Here is a 21,683-nt window from a genome sequence, read left to right on the forward strand (position 1 = left end):
CCGCTCAGAACCCGAACGCCGACTTCACGAGGCCGAACACCTTCGTGTTGTCGAGCGTGCCCTTGAATGCCTTCGCATCGGCGCCGTCGGCGAACAGCATCACGTCGCCGCCGCCGTGCGTCTCGGAGCCCGCACCGCCCATCCGCACGCCCACTTCCTGCAAGTACGCTTCGTTCGTCGCGCTCGCCGAATCCACCGAGGCCCGCGCGTTCGGCCGGTTCGCGCCGTTGCCGAACACGAGCGTCGTGTACGTGTTGCCGTCCGCATCCTTGTTCGGCTGGCCGTCGCGATAGCCGCGGCTGATGTCGAGAATCGGATTGCCGCGCTTCGAATAGCCGTTGATCGTCATCGTGTGGTCGTGGTCGGCCGTCACGACGACGAGCGTGTTCGACAGATCCACTTTCGCGAGCGCCGTGCGGATCGCCTCGTCGAACGCGACGGTATCCTCGAGCGCGCGCTTGGCGTTCGTGCCGTGCAGCGCGTGATCGATGCGCCCGCCTTCGACCATCAGGAAATAGCCGTTTGGATTCTTCGACAACACATCGATCGCCTTGGCCGTCATCTCCGCGAGGCTCGGCTGCGTCGCTCCTTCGCCCTTGCCGGCGACGCGATCGAGTTCATACTCGAGATGGCTCGTCGTGCTGAAGAGTCCGATCAGCTTGCCGCCGCCCGCCTGTGCGAGCTGATCCTTCGTCGCGGCGAGCGCGTAGCCCTTCGCCTGCAGCTCGGCGAGCAGGTTGCGCCCGTCCGCGCGGCCGCGCCTGTTCGCGACCGGATCGAACGGCGTCCAGTGATTGCGCCCGCCGCCCATCAGCACGTCGACGCCGTCGCCGAGCGCCGCGTTGTAGCCCGCGCCGCCCGGCACCGCTTGCGCGGCGATGTCGTATTGCGCGTCGCGATGGCAGATGTGCGAGTAAGTCGCGGCGGGCGTCGCGTGCGTGAGCTCGGTCGTCGTGATCGCGCCCACCGCCTTGCCGCGCGCCTTCGCGAGCTCGAGCAGCGTCGGCACGGCCTTGCCGTTGGTCGCGCCGCAATTGTTCACCGTCTTGTTGCCGTTCGCGTCGGAGCCCGGCGCGAACGCGCGCGTGTCGGACGACATCGACAGCACCTCGTTGTTCATCTTCACGCCCGTCATGTACGCGGCCATCGACGGCGCGCTGTCCGTCGTCTGCGCGTCGTTCGAGAAGGTCTTGATGCGCGCGGTGCGCGGCAGCTTCTCCATCGTGAGCTGGCCGGCCTCGCCGACCTTGTAGATGCGGCTCGCGGTCACGGTGGTCGGCCCCATTCCGTCGCCGAGGAAGAAAATCACGTTCTTCGCCTGGCCCGCGGCGTGCGCCGCGTGGCCGAACCCGCCCGAGAGGGCCGCCGCGGCGAGCGTCGCCGCCGCGATGCGCTTCATAGTCGACATCCTGTATTCCCCTGTTCCGTCAAGGCCGCGCTCAAAGCTGCGCCGCGCTGCGCACGAGCTCGAACACCTTGTTGTTCTCGATCACGCCGTGAAAGCCGTCCGCGCCGCGGCCGATCGCGCCGAGAAACACGTCGGTGCCGCCGTGCGTCTCGCCGCCCTTCGCCATCCGCACGACCGCTTCCTGCCGGTAATCGTCCGCGCCCGTCACCGCGTCGGTGAGGCCCGTGCCCGCGCGGCTGCCCTGCACGCGGTTCTCGCCGTTGCCGAAGCCGATGATCGTGTACGGCGCGCCGTCGGCGTCCTTCGCGATCGCGCCCGTCTGATAGTTGCGCAGCACGCCGAGCACGCCCGGCTTGCCCGCCTCCGTCTTGCCCGTGCGCGCCGCGTAGCCGTTCAGCACGAGCGTGTGATCGTGATCGGCCGTCACGACGACGAGCGTGTTCTTCAGATCCGGATCGCTCTGGCGAACCTTGTCGAGCGTCGCCTTGATCGCGTTGTCGAATGCGAGCGTGTCCTGCAGCGCGCGCTTCGCATTCGTGTCGTGCAGCGCGTGATCGATGCGGCCGCCCTCGATCATCAGGAAGTAGCCGTTCGGATTCCTCTGCAGCACGTCGAGCGCGCGCGTCGCCATGTCGGCCAGGCTCGGCTCCTTCGTCGCGCCGCGATCGAGGTCGTAGCTCATGTGGCTCGACGCGAAGAGGCCGGCGAGCTTGCCGCTCTTCGTCGCGTCGGCGGCGAGGAGCTCGTCGCGGTTCTGCGCGATCGCGTAGCCCTTCGCCTTCAGCTCGTTCACGAGATTGCGGCCGTCCGCGCGCTTGCCGCCCGCGTCCTTCGGTACGAAGAATTGCGTGCCGCCACCGAACACGACGTCGACGCCGCTGCCGAGCGCCGCGTTGTAGCCCGCGCCGCCCGGCACGAGCTGCGCGGCGATGTCGTTCTCGGCGTCGCGATGGCACACGTGCGCGTAGGTGGCCGCGGGCGTCGCGTGCGTGACGCGGGTGGTCGTCACGACGCCCGTCGCGAGCCCCTTCGCCTTCGCGATCTCGAGCAGCGTGGGCACCGATTTGCCGTTGTCCGCGCCGCAATTGCCGGTGAGGTTCGCGGTCGGCTCGATCGCCTTCGTGTCGGGCGTCATCGAGATCACTTCGTTGTTCGTCTTCACGCCCGTCATGTACGCGGACATCGACGGCGCGCTGTCCGTCACCTGCGCGTCGTTCGAATAGGTTTTCACGAACGCGGTTTCGGGCAGCGTGTCGAGCGTGAGCGCGCCGTCCTCGCCGACCGCGTAGATCCGCGCGGCCGTCAGCGTCGTCATCCCCATTCCGTCGCCCAGAAAGAAGATCACGTTGCGCGCGGCGGTGGTTTGCGCGCCGTCGTCCGTTGCGGCGGGGGTCTTCGGCTCGTCGCTGCCGCAGCCCGCCGCCGCGAAAACGCTCGCGCAAAGGAGCGCCGCCAGTCTCACTCGCTTCATGTTTTCGGCTTCCCGTTGATGTGGTTTCTTTCAAAAACGCAAGAAAGATACGAGGGCGATATGACGCGAATGTGAATGCTTTTGAAAGTTTATGGAATGGAAATCGAATGGATGAGCGAAGCGGAAGCGGGGGCGGGGGCGGAGGCGGGCGGCGTCGCTTGCCGACGTGTCGGACCGTTTGGCCGGCCATGTCGGGATCTTGGTCGTGCGTCGGGATTGTTGGCGTTGTTGGCGTTGTTGGCGTTGTTGGCGTTGTTGGCGTCGTTGGCGTTGTTGGCGTTGTTGGCGTTGTTGGCGTCGTTGGCGTCGTTGGCGTCGTTGGCGTCGTTGGCGTCGTTGGCGTCGTTGGCGTCGTTGGCGTCGTTGGCGTTGGCGGCGTTGGCGGCGTTGGCGGCGATCTTGGCCTCGAAGTCCTGCCCCGGCAGTAGCCGCGGCAAAGCCGTCGCAAGACAAATGTCCGCCGCCCGGCGAGCGCCCGTCAATCCGCGCCGTGCGCGGCGAACCGTCACCCCGCGACGCCGATCGCGAGCGCGACGAGCTCAGCCCACGCGAGCCCTTCGAGCGGGAACGCGAGCCCCGGGGCGCCGCGCGATCGCCATCGCGAGCAGATCCGGCGACGGCCGCAGTCCGACCATCGCGAACACGTCGAGCAGCACGAGCCCGGACGACACGACAAGCGCGGCGCCGACCGGCCGCAGCCGCGGCCGAAACGCGCCGATCGCCGCGCCGACCGCATACGGCGCGCCCGCGCCGACGAGCAGCGCCGCGCCGCACGCGAGCCGCCGCGGCGTCGCCGGCCGCAACCAGACGACGCACGCCATCGTGCCGACCGCGACGAAGCTGCCGAGCACATGGAACAGCACCGCAACCACGTTGCGCAGCGCGTTCATGCGGCTGCCCGTCTGAAGTATGCGGTTGCGGCCGGGCGATACAGGATGAACAGGAACAGCGCGATCAGCGCGGCGACGACGATCAGCATGCCCTTGAACGGCGTCGTGAATGCGGAGATCGCGAATCCGACGAGCGCAACGACCGCGTACAGGGTGCGCCCCCAGATTTTCCGCTTCAGGATCGCGACGCCGGCGACGAGATGCAGCGCCTCGCTGGCGACGGCGATCGCGACGGTCGCCTCGATCGGCAGCGGCGAGCGGCGCAGGACGGCGAGCGAAAGGGGATCGTGAAGAGAAAACGGCAGCGAGATCAGCCCGATCAGGTTCGAGACGATGACGAACCACGCTAGGACAGTCAGCGAAAGCGGTCTTTTCATGATTTTCTTCGCGTAGTGCCGATGGCGGGATCGCGCGAAGCCGGCCCGGCGCCGCAATCCTCGGAGCATTCTCGGCCTCGCGTTCGCAAAATGCAACGCGCGCCGTCGCCAATCGCGCCCGCGGCGACGCGCGCAGGAACCCGCGGCCGTACGCGCACCGCTCGCGGCCTTGGAAAGCCGTACGCACGAACCGAGGCAAGGCAACGTGCTCGCCGCGTATCGCGAGGCGCAACTGCACGCAACGCGCGATGCATTCGCATCGAATCAAAAACTCAACCAAGATTGCAGTTAATTCCGCGGACACATAGCGAACCCGCGTGTGCCGCAGCAACGCCCGCGCGCACCGCCACTCAACAGAGCGGCCCGCGGGCCCGCCGACGATCAAGCGCCGGGCGGCGTCTCGCCGTCGATCCAGTCGATGTCGCCGCAGAGCACGCACAGCGCATCGTTCACGCGCACCGCGATCGACAACGTCACGCACGGCAGCGCCTCGTTGATCGACAGATACGGCCGCGTCACCTGCACGCGCTCCGGCTCGGCGATCGCCGAGCGGAAATACGGACGCCGCAGCCAGTTCGCGCCCTGCGCGTCGGCGAGCGGCAGAAAGCGCGTCTCGTGCGACGCGCGGTCCGCACGCAGCACGACGTTGCGGCCCGCCTGCCGCCCGCGCTCGTCGAGCAGGAAGCAGCGCGCCGCGTGATCGAGCGCGAGGAAGTTCCAGCAGACCTCGTCGAGCGGCTCGCCCGCCGCGAGGCGCTCGGCCGCGCGCTCGAACGCGCGCTGGTACGGCGCGAGCCGCTGCGCGTCGCGCCGCTCGGCCGCTTCGGTCTGCTTGCGATAGCGCTCGGTGAGCTCGCCGATGCAGGCGGACGCCGCGGCGCTGTCGGGCAGCCCCGGCGCCGGACGTCCGAAGAAATAGCCCTGCACGAAATCCGCATCGCACGACAGCGCGATCTGCGCCTCGTGCTCGGTCTCGATCCCTTCGATCAGCACGAGCTTGCCCGCCTCGTGCAGCAGCGTGACGAGCCCGTGCAGGATCGCGGTGAGTCCGGTGCGATGCTGCGCATGCGACAGCATGATCCGGTCGAGCTTCACGATGTCCGGGCTCAGTTGCCAGATTCGTTCGATGTTCGAATGACCCGCGCCGAAATCGTCGAGCGCGATCAGAAAGCCCTGCTCGCGGAATTCGCGCACCGCGTCGGCGAGCCGCTCGATGTCGTCGGCGCGCTGCTCGAGCACCTCGAGCACGATGCGCCGCGGCGGGATGTCGAGCCGCTTCAGGTTCGCGAACAGCGCGGCGGCCTGAAACGGATCGGTGAGCACACCGGGGTGCACGTTGAGAAACAGCCATTCGCGCTCCGCGCCGAATCGCGCGAAGTTTTCGAGATGCAGCGCCTGCGCGAGGCGGTCGACCTGCGTCGCCTCGCCGTGGCGCGCGGCTTCACCGAACACGTCGAGCGGCGACACCGGGCGGTCGAGCGCATCGTGCGCGCGCAACAGCGCCTCGTAGCCGACCGCGCGCATGTGCGACAGGCTGAAGATCGGCTGAAACACCGTCGTCAGGGTGAGATCGTGGTGATGCGCGGCGACGCGCTCGAGGCCGGACGTCATCTCCGGCTCGAAGCGATACGGCGACGCGGCGACGGGACGCTCCTGCTGAACGGTCGTGGTCATGCGGCGGCCCTCCTCATGACGAAAACGTCGGCAGGCGAAACGTGCGGCTCGCGGGTTTTCATCGGTGGTCCTCGGTTGTTCGATCGTAGTTGTCTGCAAGCCTCAAGCAAGCTCCGTGCTCACTCGCACGACACCACGCCCAGTCGCGCCATCCCCGGTGCGGATGCGTCGATCGCGCCGCGCCGCGCATGCATGGCGATGGGGATTGTGCGCACCATCACAGTGCGCCGATGCTCGCACGTCGCTTCCCGTCGCGCATTTCGCGCGCACGCTACACTGCGTACCGTCGTTTCTTCCCCGTTTCAATCATCGATGGCAATCGTCTTCACTGTTTTGATTTTGTTGCTCGCGGTCGCGCTGTCGGGCGTCGCGACGCGCGTGCTGCCGCTGCGCCTGCCGTTGCCGCTGATGCAGATCGCGATCGGCGCCGTGCTTGCGTGGCCGAAGTTCAATCTGCACGTCACGTTCGATCCCGAAATCTTCATGCTGCTGTTCATCCCGCCGCTGCTGTTCGCGGACGGCTGGCGCATTCCGAAGCGCGAGCTGTATCTGCAACGGCGCGCGATCCTGATGCTCGCGTTCGGCCTCGTGTTCATGACGGTACTCGCGGTCGGCTACTTCGCGCATTGGTTGATTCCCGGCCTGCCGCTGCCCATCGCGTTCGCGCTCGCCGCCGTGCTGTCGCCGACCGATGCGGTCGCACTGTCCGGCATCGCGGGCAAGGGTCGCATCCCGCCGCAGCTGATGCACATCCTCGAGGGCGAGGCGCTGATGAACGACGCATCGGGCCTCGTCGCGCTCAAGTTCGCGATCGCCGCCGCGCTGACCGGCATGTTCTCGCTGCGCGACGCGTCGATCAGCTTCGTGATCGTCGCATCGGGCGGCCTCGTGGCGGGCGCGGCTCTCGCGTGGCTGTTCAGCGCGCTGTCGACGCGCTTCCTGAACGCCTCGCAGGAAGGCGATCCCGCGCCCGGCATCGTGATGACGCTGCTCGTGCCGTTCGCGTCGTACCTGATCGCCGAGCATTTGGGATTGTCAGGAATCCTGTCGGCCGTCGCGTCCGGGATGATGATGAACTACACGAGCTTCTCGAAGAGCAGCACGGTCGCCGCGCGAGTGCGCGCGGAAAGCACGTGGGCGATGATCGAGTTCGTGTTCAACGGCATGGTGTTCATCATGCTCGGCCTGCAGCTGCCGCACATCATCGGCCGCGCGCTCCTCGACGCACACCATACGAGCGACGCGCTCGTCGGCGCGATGCTCGGCTACATCGCCGCGATGCTCGCCGCGCTCTACGCGATCCGCTTCGCGTGGGTCTGGCTGCTGCGCTGGATCGCGAGCCGCCGCGCGGCGAGGCAGGGTCTCGTCGGCACGATGGCGGGCGTGCGCACGATCGCCGTGATGACGGTGGGCGGCGTGCGCGGCGCGGTCACGCTCGCGGGCGTGCTGTCGATTCCGGTCGCGCTCGGCGACGGCACGCCGCTCGCGGGCCGCGACACGGCGATCTTCGTTGCGTCGGGCGTGATTCTCGGCTCGCTCGTCGTCGCGGTGATCGGCTTGCCGCTCCTGCTGCGCGGCATGCGCCCGATGCGCAATCCGCACGCGGAGGAAGAGCGCATCGCGCGCGCGGCGGCGGCGCAAGCGGCGATCCGCGCGGTCGACGCGGCGCACGACGCGCTTGCCGTCGATCTCGACGAGACGGCCGCCGCGCGCTGCGCGGACGTGACGGCGCGCGTGATGGACCTGTACCGCCGCCGGCTCGCGGGCCTCGCCGCCGACGGCGCGACGCCGCGCGAAGAAGCGCGGCAGACCGAGAAGATGGAACTGGCGCTGAAGATCGCGGCGATCCGCGCGGAGCGCGCGGTGCTCTACCGGCTGCGCGGCGAGCAGAAGATCAACGACGAGACGCTCGCGAAGCTGATGCGCGAAGTCGATCTGTCGGAGACGGCGCTGTCGACGCGCAAGAAGGGCATCGTCTGACGACGCGCGCTCGCCGGTGCGCGTTCTCGGCGCTCGGCGAGCGGGCGGCGCAGTGACGGGCGGGCGTCGCGCGAGACACTCGAGGCGCTCACGACGTACGCAGCACGCGACAGACACGCAGCGCGCGCAACGCTGGAACGCGACGGCGGAGGACCGCTGCGCCATGCCGCGCGCAACCGGCCGCTGCCCGTCGCTCGCCGCTCGCCGCCCGCTGCCCACTGCCCGCTGCCCACTGCCCACTGCTCGTCATTCGACGTCCGGCGCTCGCGCCGCGCTCACGATTTCGCGACGACGACCGGAATCCCGCGCAACGCGCCCGCGCCCTTCATCTCGTCGAGCGCGCGCTGCACGGCCGCGCTCGTCGCCGCATCGATCGCGATACGCGCGGCGAGCTCGCGCTCGGCGCGCTTCACGCTCGCGACGTTCGCGAGCTTCACGTGCCCGTAGCCGCGCGCCTTCGCGTGCAGCTCGGCGAGCCGCGCGACCGCGTCGGCCGTCCCGGGCGTCAACGCCGCGAGCGCGCGGCGCATCGTCGCCTCGTAGTCGTCGGCGAGCGCGCGCTCCATCTTGCGCTCGACGGTGCCGCCGAACGGATCGAGCCGCGTGCCGCGCAGGCCGCGCACGCGCGCGAGCACGCCGAGCACCGGCCACAGCCACTGCCCGAACACCTGCTTTCCCGGCGCCGAGCCGTCCCTGCCCGCCTTCGCGGTCGCGGGCGGCGCGAGGTTGAACTTCACGCGGAAGTCCTTGCCCGCGGTGCCCTCGAACTGCGCTTCGAGCGCCGCGCGGAATGCGCCGTGCGTGTGGAGCCGCGCCACTTCGTATTCGTCCTTCACCGCGAGCAGCCGGTAGAACGTCGTCGCGACCGCGCGCGCGACGCGTTCGTCGCCCGCCTTGCGCGCCGCGCCGACGAGCGCGCGATAGCGCTCGACGTAGCGCGCGCCGCCATATTCGGCGAGCCGCGCCTCGCGATCGGCGACGACCGCGTCGAGCGTCTGCGGCGGCAGCGGCGCGTGCGCCGGATGGCGCGCGTCCCACAGCGCGTCGAGCCCCGCCGCGTCGGCGGCCGCCATCCGGCCGATCGCGAATGCGAGCTTGTTCATCGGCACCGCGACGTCGTTCAGCTCGATCGCGCGCATCAACGCGTCGAGCGACACGGGCACGAGCCCCTGCTGCCATGCGAAGCCGAGCATCAGGATGTTCGCGCCGATCGTGTCGCCGAGAAACTTCGTCGCGAGCGCCTGCGCGTCGCAACGCGACAGGAAGCCGTCGCCCGCCGCGTGCCGCATCTTCTCGACGAGCGCGTCCGCGTGCAGGCTCGCGTCCGGATCGCGCACGAACGCGGCGTTCGGAATCGCGTGCGTGTTCACGACGATGCGCGTGCGCTCGCGGCGCACCGTCTGCAGCGCGTCGGCGCTCGCGCCGACGACCATGTCGCACGCGAGCAGCAAGTCGGCCTGCTGCGTGTCGATGCGCACCTGATTGAGCCACGCGTCCGACGACGCGACCCGCACGAACGACAGCACCGAGCCGCCCTTCTGCGCGAAGCCCATGAAGTCGAGCACCGATGCGCTCTTGCCCTCCAGATGCGCGGCCATGCTGACGAGCGCGCCCACCGTCACGACGCCCGTGCCGCCGACGCCCGTCACCAGCATGTCGTACGGCGCGTCGGCCAGATGCGTCGCCGGGCGCGGCAGCGCGTCGACGCGCGCGGCGAGCGCGGCCTCGTCGAACGCGGCGCCCGCCGCCTTCTTCAGCTTCGCGCCCTCGACCGTCACGAAGCTCGGGCAAAAGCCGTTCACGCACGAAAAATCCTTGTTGCACGACGATTGATCGATGCGCCGCTTGCGGCCGAGCGCGGTCTCGACGGGCTCGACCGACAGGCAGTTCGACTGCACGCCGCAATCGCCGCAGCCTTCGCAGACCGCTTCGTTGATGAACAGCCGCTTGTCCGGATCGGGGAATTCGCCCTTCTTGCGGCGGCGGCGCTTCTCGGCCGCGCACGTCTGGTCGTAGATCAGCACGGTGACGCCCGGCGTGTCGCGCAGCTCGCGCTGCACCGCATCGAGCTCGCGGCGGTGATGGAACGTGGTGCCCGTCGGGAACAGCGCATGATGGCCGTCGTACTTCTCGGGCTCGTCGGACACGACGACGAAGCGCGACACGCCTTCCGCCTCGACCTGCCGCGCGATCTGCGGCACCGAGATGCTGCCGTCGACGGGCTGCCCGCCCGTCATCGCGACCGCGTCGTTGTAGAGGATCTTGTAGGTGATGTTCGCGCGCGCGGCCACCGCCTGCCGGATCGCCAGGATTCCCGAATGAAAGTAGGTGCCGTCGCCGAGATTCTGGAACACGTGGCGCGTGCTCGTGAACATCGCGTGCGCGGCCCAGTCGACGCCCTCGCCGCCCATCTGGATCAGGCCCGTCGTGTCGCGCTCCATCCACGACGCCATGAAGTGGCAGCCGATTCCCGCCTGCGCGATCGAGCCTTGCGGCACCTTCGTCGACGTGTTGTGCGGGCAGCCCGAGCAGAAGTACGGCGTGCGCCGCACCGCGTCCGCCTCGTTCGACAGGATCGTCGGCGCGACGAGATCGACGACGCGCGCGCGGCGGTCGAGCGCGCGCTTGTGCCGCGCGAGCCAGTCGGCGAACACGGGCAGGATGCGCGACGGGCGCAGCTCGCCGAGCTCGGACAACAGCGGCGCGTGCGCCGCGTCGTGCTTGCCGAGCACGACGGGCCGCGCGCCCGACGCGCGGTTGTAAAGATGATCCTTGATCTGCTGCTCGATCATGGGGCCCTTCTCCTCGATCACGAGCACTTCGGTCAGGCCTTCGACGAACGTGTCGATGCGCGTCATCTCGAGCGGGAACGACAGGCCGACCTTGTAGATCCGCACGCCGGCCGCGTCGAGATCGGCGACCGTCAGATCGAGCCGGCGCAGCGCCTCCATCAGGTCCAGATGCGCCTTGCCGCACGTGACGATGCCGACGTTCGCGTGCGCGCTCTTCGCGATCCACTTGTCGATGCTGTTCGCGCGCGCGAAGTGGCGCACCGCGTCGAGCTTCGCGGCGAGGCGCGCCTCGATCGCGAGGCTCGGCAGGTCCGGCCAGCGGTTGTGCAGGCCGTCTGCGGGCGGCGCGAAGCCTTCGGGCGCGGGCCAGCGCGTCGTCAGCGCATCGAGATCGACGCTCGAGCCGGATTCGACCGTCTCCGAAATCGCCTTGAAGCCGACCCACGCGCCGGAGAAGCGCGACAGCGCCCAGCCGTACACGCCGAACTCGAGCATGTCGGCGATGTTCGACGGATTCACGACCGGCATATGCCACGCGATCATCGCGAAGTCGCTCTGATGCGGCATCGACGACGACACGCAGCCGTGATCGTCGCCCGCCACCACGAGCACGCCGCCGTGCGGCGACGAGCCGTACGCGTTGCCGTGCTTGAGCGCGTCGCCCGCGCGATCGACGCCCGGCCCCTTGCCGTACCACATCGCGAACACGCCGTCGACGGTGCGCTCCGGATCGGCCTCGACGCGCTGCGTGCCGAGCACCGCGGTGCAGCCGAGCTCTTCGTTGATCGCGGGCAGGAAGCGCACGCCGCTCGCGTCGAGCTGCTTCTTCGCCTTCCACAGCTGCTGGTCGACCATCCCGAGCGGCGAGCCGCGATAGCCGCTGACGAAGCCCGCGGTGTTCAGGCCCTGCGCGTCGTCCAGCGCGCGCTGCATCAGCAGCAGGCGCACGAGCGCCTGCGTGCCCGTCAGGAATATGCGGCCGCGCGTCGCGCGGAGGTTGTCGGTCAGGCGATAGTCGGCCAACGCGGGCGGGCCGCCGACCGGCAGGCGTACGTTCATTGTCGTCTCCTCGATGTGCTGTTCGACGTTGCGGCGTCGCCCCGCGCCGGCAAGGCGCGGCCCTGCGTTTCGACGCGCAACTCAATGAACTTTATTTTTTTACGCCAATAGAAGAATTTTTTGCTTATCTTGATATCGATCAGCGTTTCAGCGAAAGACTGCTGAAGCTTTGCTTGCAATTTGAGAGAGATTTCACTCCCGGCCCGCTCGGCTCGCCGGATGGGCCGCGCGCCGCCTCAGGCGGGCGGCGGATTCGGCGTGGCGGCCGGGCCGCTCGCGTCGGGCCCGTCGGGCGAATCGCCCCCGTCGGCCGCCGGCTGCGGCTCGACCGGCTCGACGTCGTTGAAACGCGTGTAGTCGATGTGCGTCATGCCGTCGACCTCGCTCATCAGGTCGACGTAGCGGTAATGCCAGCGGATGTCGCCGTGCTCCCACGCATGGCGCGCCTGCATCACCTGCGCGGTGGTTTCGTCGGAGCCTTCGATCATCACGAGCAGCATCGCGCTGCGCTGCGCGAGCGACTCCGGCGTCTCGCCGAACAGCGGGCTCGATTCGTCGATCACGTGCATCATGTTCCAGCCGAGCAGGAAGATCGGGTGCTCGCTGCGCACGAGCTTCAGATCGTGGATCTTCATCAGCGAATATCCCTCCGACGAATGCTCGCGCCGCATCAGCCGCATCTTCGCGCGCGCCTCGGCGATCACGTTCTGCCGCGCGTTCGCCGCGCGCACCATCAGCGTCATCCGGCCGTTGAGCGAGCGCACGATCGCGTGGCGCGCGAACATGATCTTCGAGCGCGGCCGCGCGAAGCGCGCGAACACGAGCCCTGTCGACAGCGCGATCCCCGACATCCCGACGAAGATCTCGAGCGTCGCGACCGCGTGCGCGTAGATGGTCTGCGGATGCATGTCGCCGTAGCCGACCGTCGCGAGCGTCTCGACGCTGAAGAAGAACGCGCCCATGAAGCCGGGCGGCGACTGGTTCGCGATCGGCGTGCGGCCGAGCAGGTACAGCAGCGCGAACAGCGTGTTGTTGACGACGAACAGCGCGGCGAGCGTCGCGAAGAATACGGGCCAGCTCACCTTGAGCGCCCAGTAATAGAGATCGCGCCACACGGACGCCGGCATGCCGTACGCGATCACCTCGCGCGTGCCGGACCAGATCCGGCGGCCGCCGCGCGGCGGCTTGCGCGCGCGGGCGCCGCCGTCCGCGAAAGGATCGGGGGGGTGCGGGGAAGAGGAATCGACGTTCATCGCAGTCTCGCCGGAGTCGGTGCGGCGAGCGTAGCACGCGGCACTTGCGATGCGTTCGTCGCGCGGCCGGGCCCGCGCGCCGCGCGCGATCCGCGCGGCGCGCCCAACCCTCGGCGGGCCGCGCGCCGCGCTCGCGTCAGTCCGTCACTGACGCTGCTGCTCGATGAACTGCTGAACCTGCTTGAGCGTGACCTTGCCGGTGTGCGCGGTGTCGATTTCGTCGAAATGCTGCGCGACGTAGCCGAGGCCGCTCGCTTGCGCCTGCGCTTTCGTGAGCGCCGCGCCGTTGCCGAGCGCGCCGCTCGCGCCGAGGCTCGCGGCGAGCCGGCTTTGCGCCTGCTGCTGCAACTGCGCGCCCGTCGTCGCCGAAGCCGACGCGGGCGCGGCGGAGGCGGCCTTCGGGAAGAACGGGCCGTCGACGCCGCCGTGCTGCGGCGCAGCGGACGAAACGGCCTGCAAGGTCTCGGCGGATGCGCCGATCGTGAACGCCGCGGCAACCGCGAACGCGATCGCCGGAATGATGCGTCGCAACTGAAAAATCTGGGACATGACGTAACTCGCAATATCGGGGTTCAACGGAGCGGGCCGCTCATCGCGCGGCCCGCTCGCCGCAATCTCAGCGGGCCGCGGCGGCCCGCGCGATCTTCGCCGTCGGCGTGTTCGCCGGGCTTTCGTCGGGCCACGCGGGCGGCAGCGCCGCGAGCGTCAGCGCGTTCGCCACCGGCTGGTTCTGATAGAACGCGACGAGATCCGACTTCATCTGCGGCCTCGCGACGTCGTCGAGATAGATCATGTGGCCGCCCTGATAGAACGTGACCTGCAGGTTCGGATTGAGGCCGGACACCGTCTGCAGCCGCGCGAGCTCTTTTTCCGTCTCGAAGTACGGCGTCGCGAGGTCATGGTAGCCGTTCGAAGACAGCACCTTCAGCTTCGGATTGAGCTGCAGCGCGGCGAGCAGATCCGGGATCGTGTCCGGATACGGCTGGCCCGCATGGCTGAAGTTCCACACGCCGATGATGTTCGGGTTCAGCGTCTGATACGTCGCGTTCGGCGCCGTGTAGCCGAGATAGTTCGGCATCTGCGAAGCGAGCGCCTTCGTGAACGGCTGCGAGATCAGGATGTCGGACGGATCGTCGTCGCTCGCGAGACGCGAATCGCCGTTCGGCAGCGACACGCGGCCGTCGTAGCGGCCGATCGTATAGCCGGGCACGAGCGTCGTCTGGCCGGGGGAGGCTTCGGTGTCGTAGAAGTACTGGAAGTACGCGCCGAGCGACGCCGTCGTCATGCTCGTCTGCGTCGACCAGGCGGCGAGCGTCGCGGCGTCCGGCGACACGGGCGACGAGGCCGTCGCGTAATGGACGATCGGCGTGTACTGCGCGGTCGTGAAATCCTGAATGCGCTGCGCGTACGCGCCGAGATTCGTCGGCGACGGCGACACCAGGTTGTAATACGCCGCCACCTGCGCATACGACGGGAAGGTGCCGACCGCCTGATCCCCGTTCGCCGCCATGTAGTTCAGGATCGACGACTGCAGCACGATGCCAGTCAGCTGCACGCCCGCCGATTCGAGCGCGAGCGCGAGCATGTCCGTGCGCGGCGTGCCGTACGATTCGCCGTACAGGTAGATCGGCGATCCGCCGCGGCCGTTGACCGACAGATAGCGGCGGATGAAATCGCGCATCACCTTCACGTCGGCGTCCGCGCCCCAGAACGTCTGGTTCGTGTTCGGCTGGATGGCTTCCGACAGGCCGGTGCCGGGCGGATCGATGAACACCATGTCGGTGGTCGCGATCAGGCTGTCCGGATTGTCGACGAGCGGGAAATTCGGCCAGTTCGTCATCAGCGGATCGGGCGTCGCGACGCGCGTCGGCGCGAACGAGCCGAGCCGCAGCCACACCGACGACGAGCCGGGGCCGCCGTTGTAGAAGAACGTGACGGGCCGCGGCGAGCCGTCCTGCGTCGGCACGGTGTACGCGACATACGACATCGTCGCTTCCGCGTTGCCGTTCGAATCGTAGGCCGTCAGATGCCCGGTCGTGCTCAGGTAATCGAGCGTCGCGCCGTTCGACGACCACTGGTGGCTCATCACCGCGGCGCGTTCGGACACCTGCGACGCGGCGAGCCCGTCGCCCGCGTTCGGCGAGTAGGCGGCCGTGTCCGTGTACGGCTGATTGAGCTGCGCGGGCGTCGTGCTGCTCTGCAGATCGTCGCCGCACCCTGCCAGGGCCAGCATCGTCGCGACGACCGCCGCCGCCGAGAGCCGGCCGCGCCATCCCGCCGATCCGGCGTTCCCTCCATCCATCGATTTATTCATTTTCGCTTTCTATTTATTTCAAAGACGTAAGGTATTGCAGTGCAATGCCTTCCTCGATAATGTCTCAATTGATTTATTCAATTTCCGCGCATCCTAATAATGAAAAAATGGCGCGTCAACCACCCGGCCTATCCATTCATTAATCGATCGACAATGCACGTGATACGGCCGCTTTTGCCTCGCCGCCGAAAGCAATCACGCGGCCCGATAGGCTCCGCGTGCATACAGGATGCCCAGAATGTGAACATTTGTTGCGCGCGCAACAAACCGGCGGATTGCGACGGGAACGCGATCGGGTGAAGCCGGAACACACCCGGAAATGCCGAAAATCGCGAATGAATTCGGCATCCGAATCGGATAAAGAAAACGAAAACGGGCGCATTCCGGTTCGATGGAATACGCCCGCGAATCCGCGAACGGAAAATGTAAGGTTCGCGCGGCCGGCGAAGCATGCCCCGGCCGCCCGGCGACGACGGCCCGCACGGATGCCCGGCGGCGCGCTCGCTTCGCCGCCGGGCCGGCGCTTACTTTCGATCGACGATGATCTTGTCGAACGTGCCGCCGTCCGCGAAATGCGTCTTCTGCGCGTTCGCCCAGTTGCCGAAGATCTGCTCGACGCTGAACGTCTTGAGCGGCTTGAACTCGCTCGCATGCTTCTTCAGCACGTTCGCGTCGCGCGGGCGCAGATGGTGCTGCGCGACGATCTCCTGCGCGGCGGGCGAGTACAGGTACTCGAGATACGCCTGCGCCGCGCGGCGCGTGCCCTTCTTGTCGACGACCTTGTCGACGATCGCCACGGGCGGCTCCGCGAGAATGCTCGCCGACGGATAGACGGCGTCGAAGCTCGCGCCCGCCGCGCCCGTGTCGATCAGCGCGACCTCGTTCTCGAACGTGACGAGCACGTCGCCGATGCCGCGCTGCGTGAACGTCGTCGTCGCGCCTCGGCCGCCGGAGTCGAGCACCGGCACGTTGCGGAAGATCGCCTTCTCGAAGTCGAGCGCCTGCTGATCGGTCGCGCCCTTCAGCTTCTGATACCCCCATGCGGCGAGATACGCATAGCGGCCGTTGCCCGACGTCTTCGGATTCGCGATGATCACCTGCACGCCCGGCTTCGCGAGATCGCTCCAGTCCTTGATCCCCTTCGGGTTGCCGTGGCGCACGAGGAACACCATCGTCGTCGAGTACGGCGAGCTGTTGTTCGGCAAGCGCGTGCGCCAGTCCTTCGGCAGCAGTTGGCCGCGCTCGGCGAGCAGATCGATATCGTTCGGCTGGTTCATCGTCACGACGTCGGCCTGCAGCCCCTGCAGCACCGACAGCGCCTGCGCGCTCGACGCGCCGTGCGATTGCCGGATCGACACCGTCTCGCCCGTCTTCTGCTTGTAGGCGGCGGCGAAGCTCGCGTTGATGTCCTTGTACAGTTCGCGCGTGACGTCGTAGGACACGTTCAGCAGCGACGTGTCGGCATGCGCGGCCGTTGCGAGCAGCGCCGCTGCGATGCCGGCGGCGAGCCGGCGGCCGATCCCTTGGTTGTGCTTCATCGTTGGTGCTCCGCTGGTGGTTCGAGGTGATTCGTCAGGTTTTCGCAAGCGACGATTCTAGCGGCGATCGTCGCGACGCGAGCCAATCCGTCGTGGATAGCGATGCACGAATGCTGATTTGGCTCTGGCGGGGTTGAACGTTCGGCGGGCGGCGATCGAGTGATCGAGTGATCGAGCGGTCGAGCGGTCGAGCGGTCGAGCGGTCGAGCGGTCGAGCGGTCGAGCGGTCGAGCGGTCGAGCGGTCGGGCGGTCGGGCGGTCGGGCGGTCGGGCGGTCGGGCGGTCGAGCGGTCGAGCGGTCCGGCAGGTTCGAGGCGGTGAGCGGAGTGCCGCTTCGCTCCGGCTGCTGAAATGCGTTGGCCGGGATTCGCCGATACTCCGCCACGCCGCGCGCCCCACTTCCGATTCGAATGCAAATCCGGGGGCGAGCGGCGAAACCGTTCCTGGAGATCCGGCAAAATCGCCGGCGAGCCGGCTGACGGGCTCGCCCCGATATCGTGAAAGCGCAGCGAGACATCGGCACCGGCCACGGTGCGGCGGCGCGACCGATGCGTCGACGGGGTCGACGGGGTCGACGTATTCCGCGACGTATTCCGCGCGTGCGTAGCTTGCCCGCAGCCGCACCGCACCGCAACGCAACGCAACGCAACGCAACGCATGACAACGCTTCGACGAAAAGTACGATCTCGCCGCATGGCGGACACCGGTTGCGCCCGAGAAAAATCATCAATCCTCGTATGGCGCCGCAGAAAGGGCTCGCTCGCAAACTACCGCTTGAACGACCACGCGGAGTTGGCGAGGTAAGTCGCTCCCAACACGCATCCGGTCGCAACGACTTGAGCCGGCATGAACGGGACATGCAAGCATATCAGCGCGAACATCGCCATGACGTTGATGACGATGCCGGCGAACGCCACGGAGAAAAAGCGTGGAACCGCTTGATCATGGGGCCGGGAACGCTTGAACGTAATGTGATAATTGAGAACATAATTCAATAGCGTGCCAACCACCGCTCCGGCCGCCGACGCAAATACCGGGGCCGCGATCGCAGTCGAAACCAGCGTCCATAAAATGACATATTGCGCGGCGGTTCCCGATACGCCGACGCCCAGATAAGTCACGAATCGAAGCGTATGCCGATGCGTCATTCGCGCTCTCCGCACATCGGTTTTCCGGCCATCGGACCGGCGTTCCGCGACGAACGGCCGGCAATCGGCCAGGCCCGTCGGCGCCCGCTCCTGCGTCACGGCGCAATCCACACGGCGCATTGCCGCTTCGACATGCGCCGCCCGCGTTGCGTCGCCTCGGCGATGCAGCGCGCCGCTCCCGCGACGGCCACGCCTTCATTGGCCCTCCGACAAACAGGAAAATCAAAATTCATTTTCCATCGCGGATAATGACCTACAATTTATAAGATAGGAATTTAATTCATTTTATCGCCATGATCGCACGCACAATCCACTCATCAAAACCAATTACATTATTCAACTGCGCGCTTCAGCCTGCGCTATAACTTCCGCCACATTGGCGAGTGGAGCGCGTTCATGCGAAGCAGAAAACCTTTGATTTCGCTCGTCGTACCTTTCTACAACGAACACGACACCGTCGACCTGTTCTTCGCCGAGACGATTCCGGTTCTCGATTCGGTTGACTCGGCTCGTTTCGAGATCGTGTGCGTCAACGACGGCAGCAGCGACGGCACCCTCGACAAGCTGATCGCCGCAAGTTCCCGCGATTCGCGCATACGCGTCGTCGATCTGACGCGCCATTTCGGCAAGGAAGCCGCGCTGACGGCCGGCATGGACGAGGCGACGGGCGCCGCCGTCATTCCGATCGACGCCGACTTGCAAGATCCTCCCGGCCTGATTCCGCAAATGATCGATCACTGGCGACGCGGCGCCGAGGTCGTGGCGGCACGGCGAACCGACAGGACGTGCGATTCGTTCGCCCAGCGCATCGCATCGGCGCTCTACTATCGCGTGCACAACGCGCTTTCCGAAGTCGAAATGCCGGCGAACGTCGGGGATTTCCGCCTGATGGACCGGCAAGTCATCGATGCGCTGCGAAGGCTGCCGGAGCGCCGGCGTTTCATGAAAGGCCTGTTCGCATGGGTGGGCTTCCGGACCGTGATCATCGAATATCAGCGCGCGCCCCGTCGGGCCGGCCGCTCGAAATTCTCCGGATGGCGGCTGTGGAATTTCGCGCTCGAGGGCATCACGAGCTTCAGCACCATTCCGCTTCGCAGCTGGACCTACGTCGGGCTCGCCATCGCATTATTCGCGTTTGCGTACGGCGCGTTCATCGTCTTCCGCACCCTTCTGTTCGGAAATCCAGTGCCGGGATATGCATCGCTCATTTCCATCATCCTTTTCATGAGCGGGATCGAGTTGGTCGGCATCGGCGTCGTCGGGGAGTACATCGGGCGCATTTACCATGAATCGAAGCAACGCCCGATCTATCTGATCAGGCAGCGGTATCGCGCGGAAAGCCGCGATAGCGCGGCATTCGTGCTGCACGATCATGCGCATCCGCCTTCCGCGCGGATCGATTCGCCGGCCAAGCGCGCCGCCGCGGCAAGACGTCGGGCGGGCGCACCCGGCTCGGCGCGCCCAGTCCCCACGCACCAGTTCACCGAATAGCGCGCCGCCCGGATCATGTACGTTCCGCGCCCGCGCATGCCCGTGAGCCGCCCTCCCGTGAACGCGTGGCTGACGCAGCGGCGGATCGTTCTCTACAGTAGCGTGACGCTCGCGCTTTACGGGCTGTTCTTCGTCGCCTGGACCGGCATCAACCGCCGCTTCCCCGAGTTCGACGTGGTGCGGCCGGGCCCGGACTTCGCCGTGTTCTGGTCCGCGTCGTACCTCGCGCTGCACGGCTCGCCCTGGCAAGCGTACGACCTTCATCTTCTCGCGGACCTCGTGCTGACGCGGCTTTCGGATTTTCAACGCGAGAATTTCATCGCTTGGCTGTATCCGCCCACGTATCTGCTCATGGTCACGCCGTTGGCGCTGCTCCCGTTTTCCGTCGCCTATCCGTACTTCATCGGCGCGAGTCTACTGGGCTATGTCATTGCCGCACGCCGCATTTCAGGCGCCGCGAGCATCCATCGCACGCCGGGTCTCGGCTGCGTACCGCTCGTCGCCTCCCCGTGCATCTTCGTCACGGCGATCTTCGGGCAGAACGCCATCCTGACGGCCGCTTGCGCCGCCCTCGCGGTGTACTGGGTCGACAAGAAGCCCATCCACGCGGGCATTTGCATCGGATTGCTCAGCGCAAAACCGCAAATGGCGCTGCTGTTCCCATTCGTCCTGATCGCCGTGCGCGCGTGGCGCACGCTCGCGTCGGCCGCCGTCAGCGCCATCCTGTTGGCTGCGATCGCCGTGCTGGTTTGCGGCGTCGAGTCGGTGCGCCTCTTCGCCGTCAACGCGGAGCTCGCGCGAACGCTGATCCTCGAGCACGGCGTCGTGTTCTGGTTCGTGTCGCCGACACCGTTCGCCGCGCTTCGCCTGAGCGACGTGCCGCTCAGTTACGCATACGCGTGGCACGGATCGGTTGCCGTCGTGGCCGTCGCCGCGGCATGCAGCGTGTGGAGACGCACGCGCGACACGCGATTGAGAGGCGCGGCGCTGTTCGTCTCCACGCTCATCTCGAATCCGTACCTGTGGCACTACGAACTGGCCTGGCTCGGCATCGCGCTTGCGTGCGTGGTCACGCTCGGCCTGCGCGACGGGTGGTTGCCGGGCGAGCAGGCCGCCGCGATCTGCGCCTGGCTGTTGCCGGTGTACGAGATGCTGAATCCATGGCTCGAGCTCCCGCAAATCGGCCCGATCGTGCTGCTGTTCATGCTTCTCGCCATCCTGCGCCGCACGCGAATCACGGCTCAAAACGCGAGCCTCGGCGGCGCGTAGACGCCGTAGTACGGCCCGACGCCGGTCGCGACGCCAGTCAGCTTGACGCCGCCGACGAAGTGGCCCTGAACGTACTTGGCGGTGCCGCCGAGCGACGCATCGATGTGGAAGGCGGCAAAGGCGACGATCGGGACATAGCTCTTGGTGGATGTCTGCGTGACGACCGGCAGCACCACGGTCGTCCCGACCGGGACGGAGCTGTAAAGCGCCGTCTTTGCCCCGGTGACGAGCCAGATGCTGTCGCCGATGGCAAGCGACGCCGGGTTGCCGGCCGTCATCAGGTTCGTCATCGTCGTCACGTCGTTCGCGGTCGACTGAAATGAAGTCCATTGACCGGCCGTGCATGACGAGCCGTATGTCTGCCCGTTCGTCACGATGAATTCGTACGGCAGGTTCGTCAACGGATTGACGAGCGGCTGATTGGTCGCCAGATTCCAATATTGGTTGTAGACGCATTGATCCAGCGCGATCGGAAACAACCCGCCCGCGGCGACCGCCCCCGGCGCCGCGATCGCGGCCACGGCGGTCGCGCTGCCGGACACGCTGCCGATCCCGAGCAGGCCGCCCAGCAGCAACGCAATCGCCCCGCCGTTGACGCCCGTCGCGCGCGTCATCGTGACCTGCACGGCCGGCGCGTCGTAGGTTCCGGGCGTAATCGTCGACGCTTGCATGCTGGCCGGGCTGGCGGTCAGGCTCCAGTAGCCCGCGCTGACCGTGCCGGCCGAAAGCTTCACGCCGTCGGACGCGTTGAGCGATATCGCCCCGGTGGCCGCCGATGCGGCCTGCGCCCAGTTCGGGCTGGTGCCGCCTGACGGCAGCAACGCCGCGGCGCCCGCCAGCGCCGCCGCATCCGCCGCGTTCTGCAGTTCGTTGCGCACCACCGCCACGCGCGCCACGTCTATTGCGAACGCGCCGAACGACAGCAACGGAATCAGGAACATCAGAAAGAACAGCGCGATCGATCCGTCCTGTCGCCGCGCCGTCATCCCGCCGCGCCGCCGCTCGGGCGCATGTCGATT

General features: G+C 67.4%; 16 protein-coding genes. 3 read left to right on the forward strand and 13 right to left on the reverse strand.

Annotated features, from left to right (window positions below; translation table 11 throughout):
* Positions 1-4: 4 nt before the first annotated feature.
* From WS78_RS17810 to WS78_RS17835, 6 genes are all read right to left on the reverse strand, one after another.
* Complete coding sequence (locus WS78_RS17810; RefSeq protein ID WP_059584273.1) at positions 5-1,408, reverse strand: alkaline phosphatase; 1,404 nt, start codon at positions 1,406-1,408, stop codon at positions 5-7.
* A 31-nt stretch (positions 1,409-1,439) separates the two neighbouring features.
* A complete protein-coding gene (locus tag WS78_RS17815; RefSeq protein ID WP_059584269.1) occupies positions 1,440-2,879 on the reverse strand; it encodes an alkaline phosphatase in 1,440 nt (479 codons plus the stop codon).
* An 89-nt stretch (positions 2,880-2,968) separates the two neighbouring features.
* Positions 2,969-3,388 carry a hypothetical protein gene (locus tag WS78_RS37120; protein ID WP_197419477.1) on the reverse strand — a complete coding sequence of 140 codons (420 nt, stop codon included), beginning with the start codon at positions 3,386-3,388 and terminating at the stop codon, positions 2,969-2,971.
* A gap of 30 nt (positions 3,389-3,418) precedes the next feature.
* Entirely contained in the window at positions 3,419-3,769 is a 351-nt protein-coding gene (locus WS78_RS17825) for a hypothetical protein (protein WP_038747064.1), read from the reverse strand.
* Positions 3,766-4,146: a hypothetical protein gene (locus tag WS78_RS17830; protein ID WP_059584389.1), complete on the reverse strand. Its 381-nt coding sequence runs from the start codon at positions 4,144-4,146 to the stop codon at positions 3,766-3,768. Before WS78_RS17830 ends, WS78_RS17825 begins: the two co-directional genes overlap by 4 nt.
* Positions 4,147-4,527: 381 nt before the next feature.
* Positions 4,528-5,820 (reverse strand): EAL domain-containing protein, encoded by a 1,293-nt coding sequence (locus WS78_RS17835; RefSeq protein WP_038747058.1) that lies wholly within the window; start codon positions 5,818-5,820, stop codon positions 4,528-4,530.
* A 312-nt stretch (positions 5,821-6,132) separates the two neighbouring features.
* Between WS78_RS17835 and WS78_RS17840 the strand changes: the two genes are divergently transcribed.
* Positions 6,133-7,800, forward strand: a complete 1,668-nt coding sequence (locus WS78_RS17840) for a Na+/H+ antiporter (protein ID WP_059584266.1) — start codon at positions 6,133-6,135, stop codon at positions 7,798-7,800.
* A gap of 275 nt (positions 7,801-8,075) precedes the next feature.
* Here WS78_RS17840 and WS78_RS17845 read toward each other — a convergent pair whose 3' ends face one another.
* The 6 genes from WS78_RS17845 to WS78_RS17870 all read right to left on the reverse strand — a co-directional run bounded on the left by WS78_RS17845 (position 8,076) and on the right by WS78_RS17870 (position 18,024).
* Positions 8,076-11,651, reverse strand: coding sequence for an indolepyruvate ferredoxin oxidoreductase family protein (locus WS78_RS17845; protein WP_059584264.1), 3,576 nt, complete (start codon positions 11,649-11,651; stop codon positions 8,076-8,078).
* A 236-nt stretch (positions 11,652-11,887) separates the two neighbouring features.
* On the reverse strand, positions 11,888-12,904 hold the full coding sequence (locus WS78_RS17850; RefSeq protein WP_059584261.1) for an ion channel: 1,017 nt from the start codon (positions 12,902-12,904) through the stop codon (positions 11,888-11,890).
* Between the two features lie 144 nt (positions 12,905-13,048).
* Positions 13,049-13,453: a hypothetical protein gene (locus WS78_RS17855; RefSeq protein ID WP_059584258.1), complete on the reverse strand. Its 405-nt coding sequence runs from the start codon at positions 13,451-13,453 to the stop codon at positions 13,049-13,051.
* A gap of 67 nt (positions 13,454-13,520) precedes the next feature.
* Positions 13,521-15,218, reverse strand: a complete 1,698-nt coding sequence (locus WS78_RS17860; protein ID WP_059584256.1) for a S10 family serine carboxypeptidase-like protein — start codon at positions 15,216-15,218, stop codon at positions 13,521-13,523.
* Between the two features lie 524 nt (positions 15,219-15,742).
* A complete protein-coding gene (locus WS78_RS17865; RefSeq protein ID WP_038747042.1) occupies positions 15,743-16,756 on the reverse strand; it encodes a sulfate ABC transporter substrate-binding protein in 1,014 nt (337 codons plus the stop codon).
* A gap of 767 nt (positions 16,757-17,523) precedes the next feature.
* The gene (locus tag WS78_RS17870; RefSeq protein WP_082717686.1) at positions 17,524-18,024 is read right to left on the reverse strand and encodes a GtrA family protein; all 501 of its coding nucleotides are present in this window, start codon (positions 18,022-18,024) and stop codon (positions 17,524-17,526) included.
* A 276-nt stretch (positions 18,025-18,300) separates the two neighbouring features.
* On the opposite strand from WS78_RS17870, the gene WS78_RS17875 reads away from it, so the two are divergent.
* Positions 18,301-19,395 carry a glycosyltransferase family 2 protein gene (locus WS78_RS17875; protein ID WP_038747039.1) on the forward strand — a complete coding sequence of 365 codons (1,095 nt, stop codon included), beginning with the start codon at positions 18,301-18,303 and terminating at the stop codon, positions 19,393-19,395.
* Positions 19,396-19,431: 36 nt separating this feature from the next.
* The gene (locus WS78_RS17880) at positions 19,432-20,664 is read left to right on the forward strand and encodes a glycosyltransferase family 87 protein (RefSeq protein ID WP_226377162.1); all 1,233 of its coding nucleotides are present in this window, start codon (positions 19,432-19,434) and stop codon (positions 20,662-20,664) included.
* Here the strand turns inward: WS78_RS17880 and WS78_RS17885 are convergent.
* Positions 20,637-21,650 (reverse strand): pilus assembly protein TadG-related protein, encoded by a 1,014-nt coding sequence (locus WS78_RS17885; protein ID WP_059584249.1) that lies wholly within the window; start codon positions 21,648-21,650, stop codon positions 20,637-20,639. The two genes, WS78_RS17880 and WS78_RS17885, sit on opposite strands and share 28 nt — an antisense overlap.
* Between the last annotated feature and the right edge of the window lie 33 nt (positions 21,651-21,683).

The organism is Burkholderia savannae, assembly GCF_001524445.2.
Taxonomy (GTDB): Bacteria; Pseudomonadota; Gammaproteobacteria; order Burkholderiales; family Burkholderiaceae; genus Burkholderia; species Burkholderia savannae.

Coding starts and splice junctions, on each gene's coding strand:
- WS78_RS17810 (WP_059584273.1), bottom strand. CDS start 1,408: ATGTCGACTATGAAGCGCATCGCGGCGGCGACGCTCGCCGCGGCGGCC.
- WS78_RS17815 (WP_059584269.1), bottom strand. CDS start 2,879: ATGAAGCGAGTGAGACTGGCGGCGCTCCTTTGCGCGAGCGTTTTCGCG.
- WS78_RS17825 (WP_038747064.1), bottom strand. CDS start 3,769: ATGAACGCGCTGCGCAACGTGGTTGCGGTGCTGTTCCATGTGCTCGGC.
- WS78_RS17830 (WP_059584389.1), bottom strand. CDS start 4,146: ATGAAAAGACCGCTTTCGCTGACTGTCCTAGCGTGGTTCGTCATCGTC.
- WS78_RS17835 (WP_038747058.1), bottom strand. CDS start 5,820: ATGACCACGACCGTTCAGCAGGAGCGTCCCGTCGCCGCGTCGCCGTAT.
- WS78_RS17840 (WP_059584266.1), top strand. CDS start 6,133: ATGGCAATCGTCTTCACTGTTTTGATTTTGTTGCTCGCGGTCGCGCTG.
- WS78_RS17845 (WP_059584264.1), bottom strand. CDS start 11,651: ATGAACGTACGCCTGCCGGTCGGCGGCCCGCCCGCGTTGGCCGACTAT.
- WS78_RS17850 (WP_059584261.1), bottom strand. CDS start 12,904: ATGAACGTCGATTCCTCTTCCCCGCACCCCCCCGATCCTTTCGCGGAC.
- WS78_RS17855 (WP_059584258.1), bottom strand. CDS start 13,453: ATGTCCCAGATTTTTCAGTTGCGACGCATCATTCCGGCGATCGCGTTC.
- WS78_RS17860 (WP_059584256.1), bottom strand. CDS start 15,218: ATGAATAAATCGATGGATGGAGGGAACGCCGGATCGGCGGGATGGCGC.
- WS78_RS17865 (WP_038747042.1), bottom strand. CDS start 16,756: ATGAAGCACAACCAAGGGATCGGCCGCCGGCTCGCCGCCGGCATCGCA.
- WS78_RS17870 (WP_082717686.1), bottom strand. CDS start 18,024: ATGCGCCGTGTGGATTGCGCCGTGACGCAGGAGCGGGCGCCGACGGGC.
- WS78_RS17875 (WP_038747039.1), top strand. CDS start 18,301: ATGCGAAGCAGAAAACCTTTGATTTCGCTCGTCGTACCTTTCTACAAC.
- WS78_RS17880 (WP_226377162.1), top strand. CDS start 19,432: ATGCCCGTGAGCCGCCCTCCCGTGAACGCGTGGCTGACGCAGCGGCGG.
- WS78_RS17885 (WP_059584249.1), bottom strand. CDS start 21,650: ATGACGGCGCGGCGACAGGACGGATCGATCGCGCTGTTCTTTCTGATG.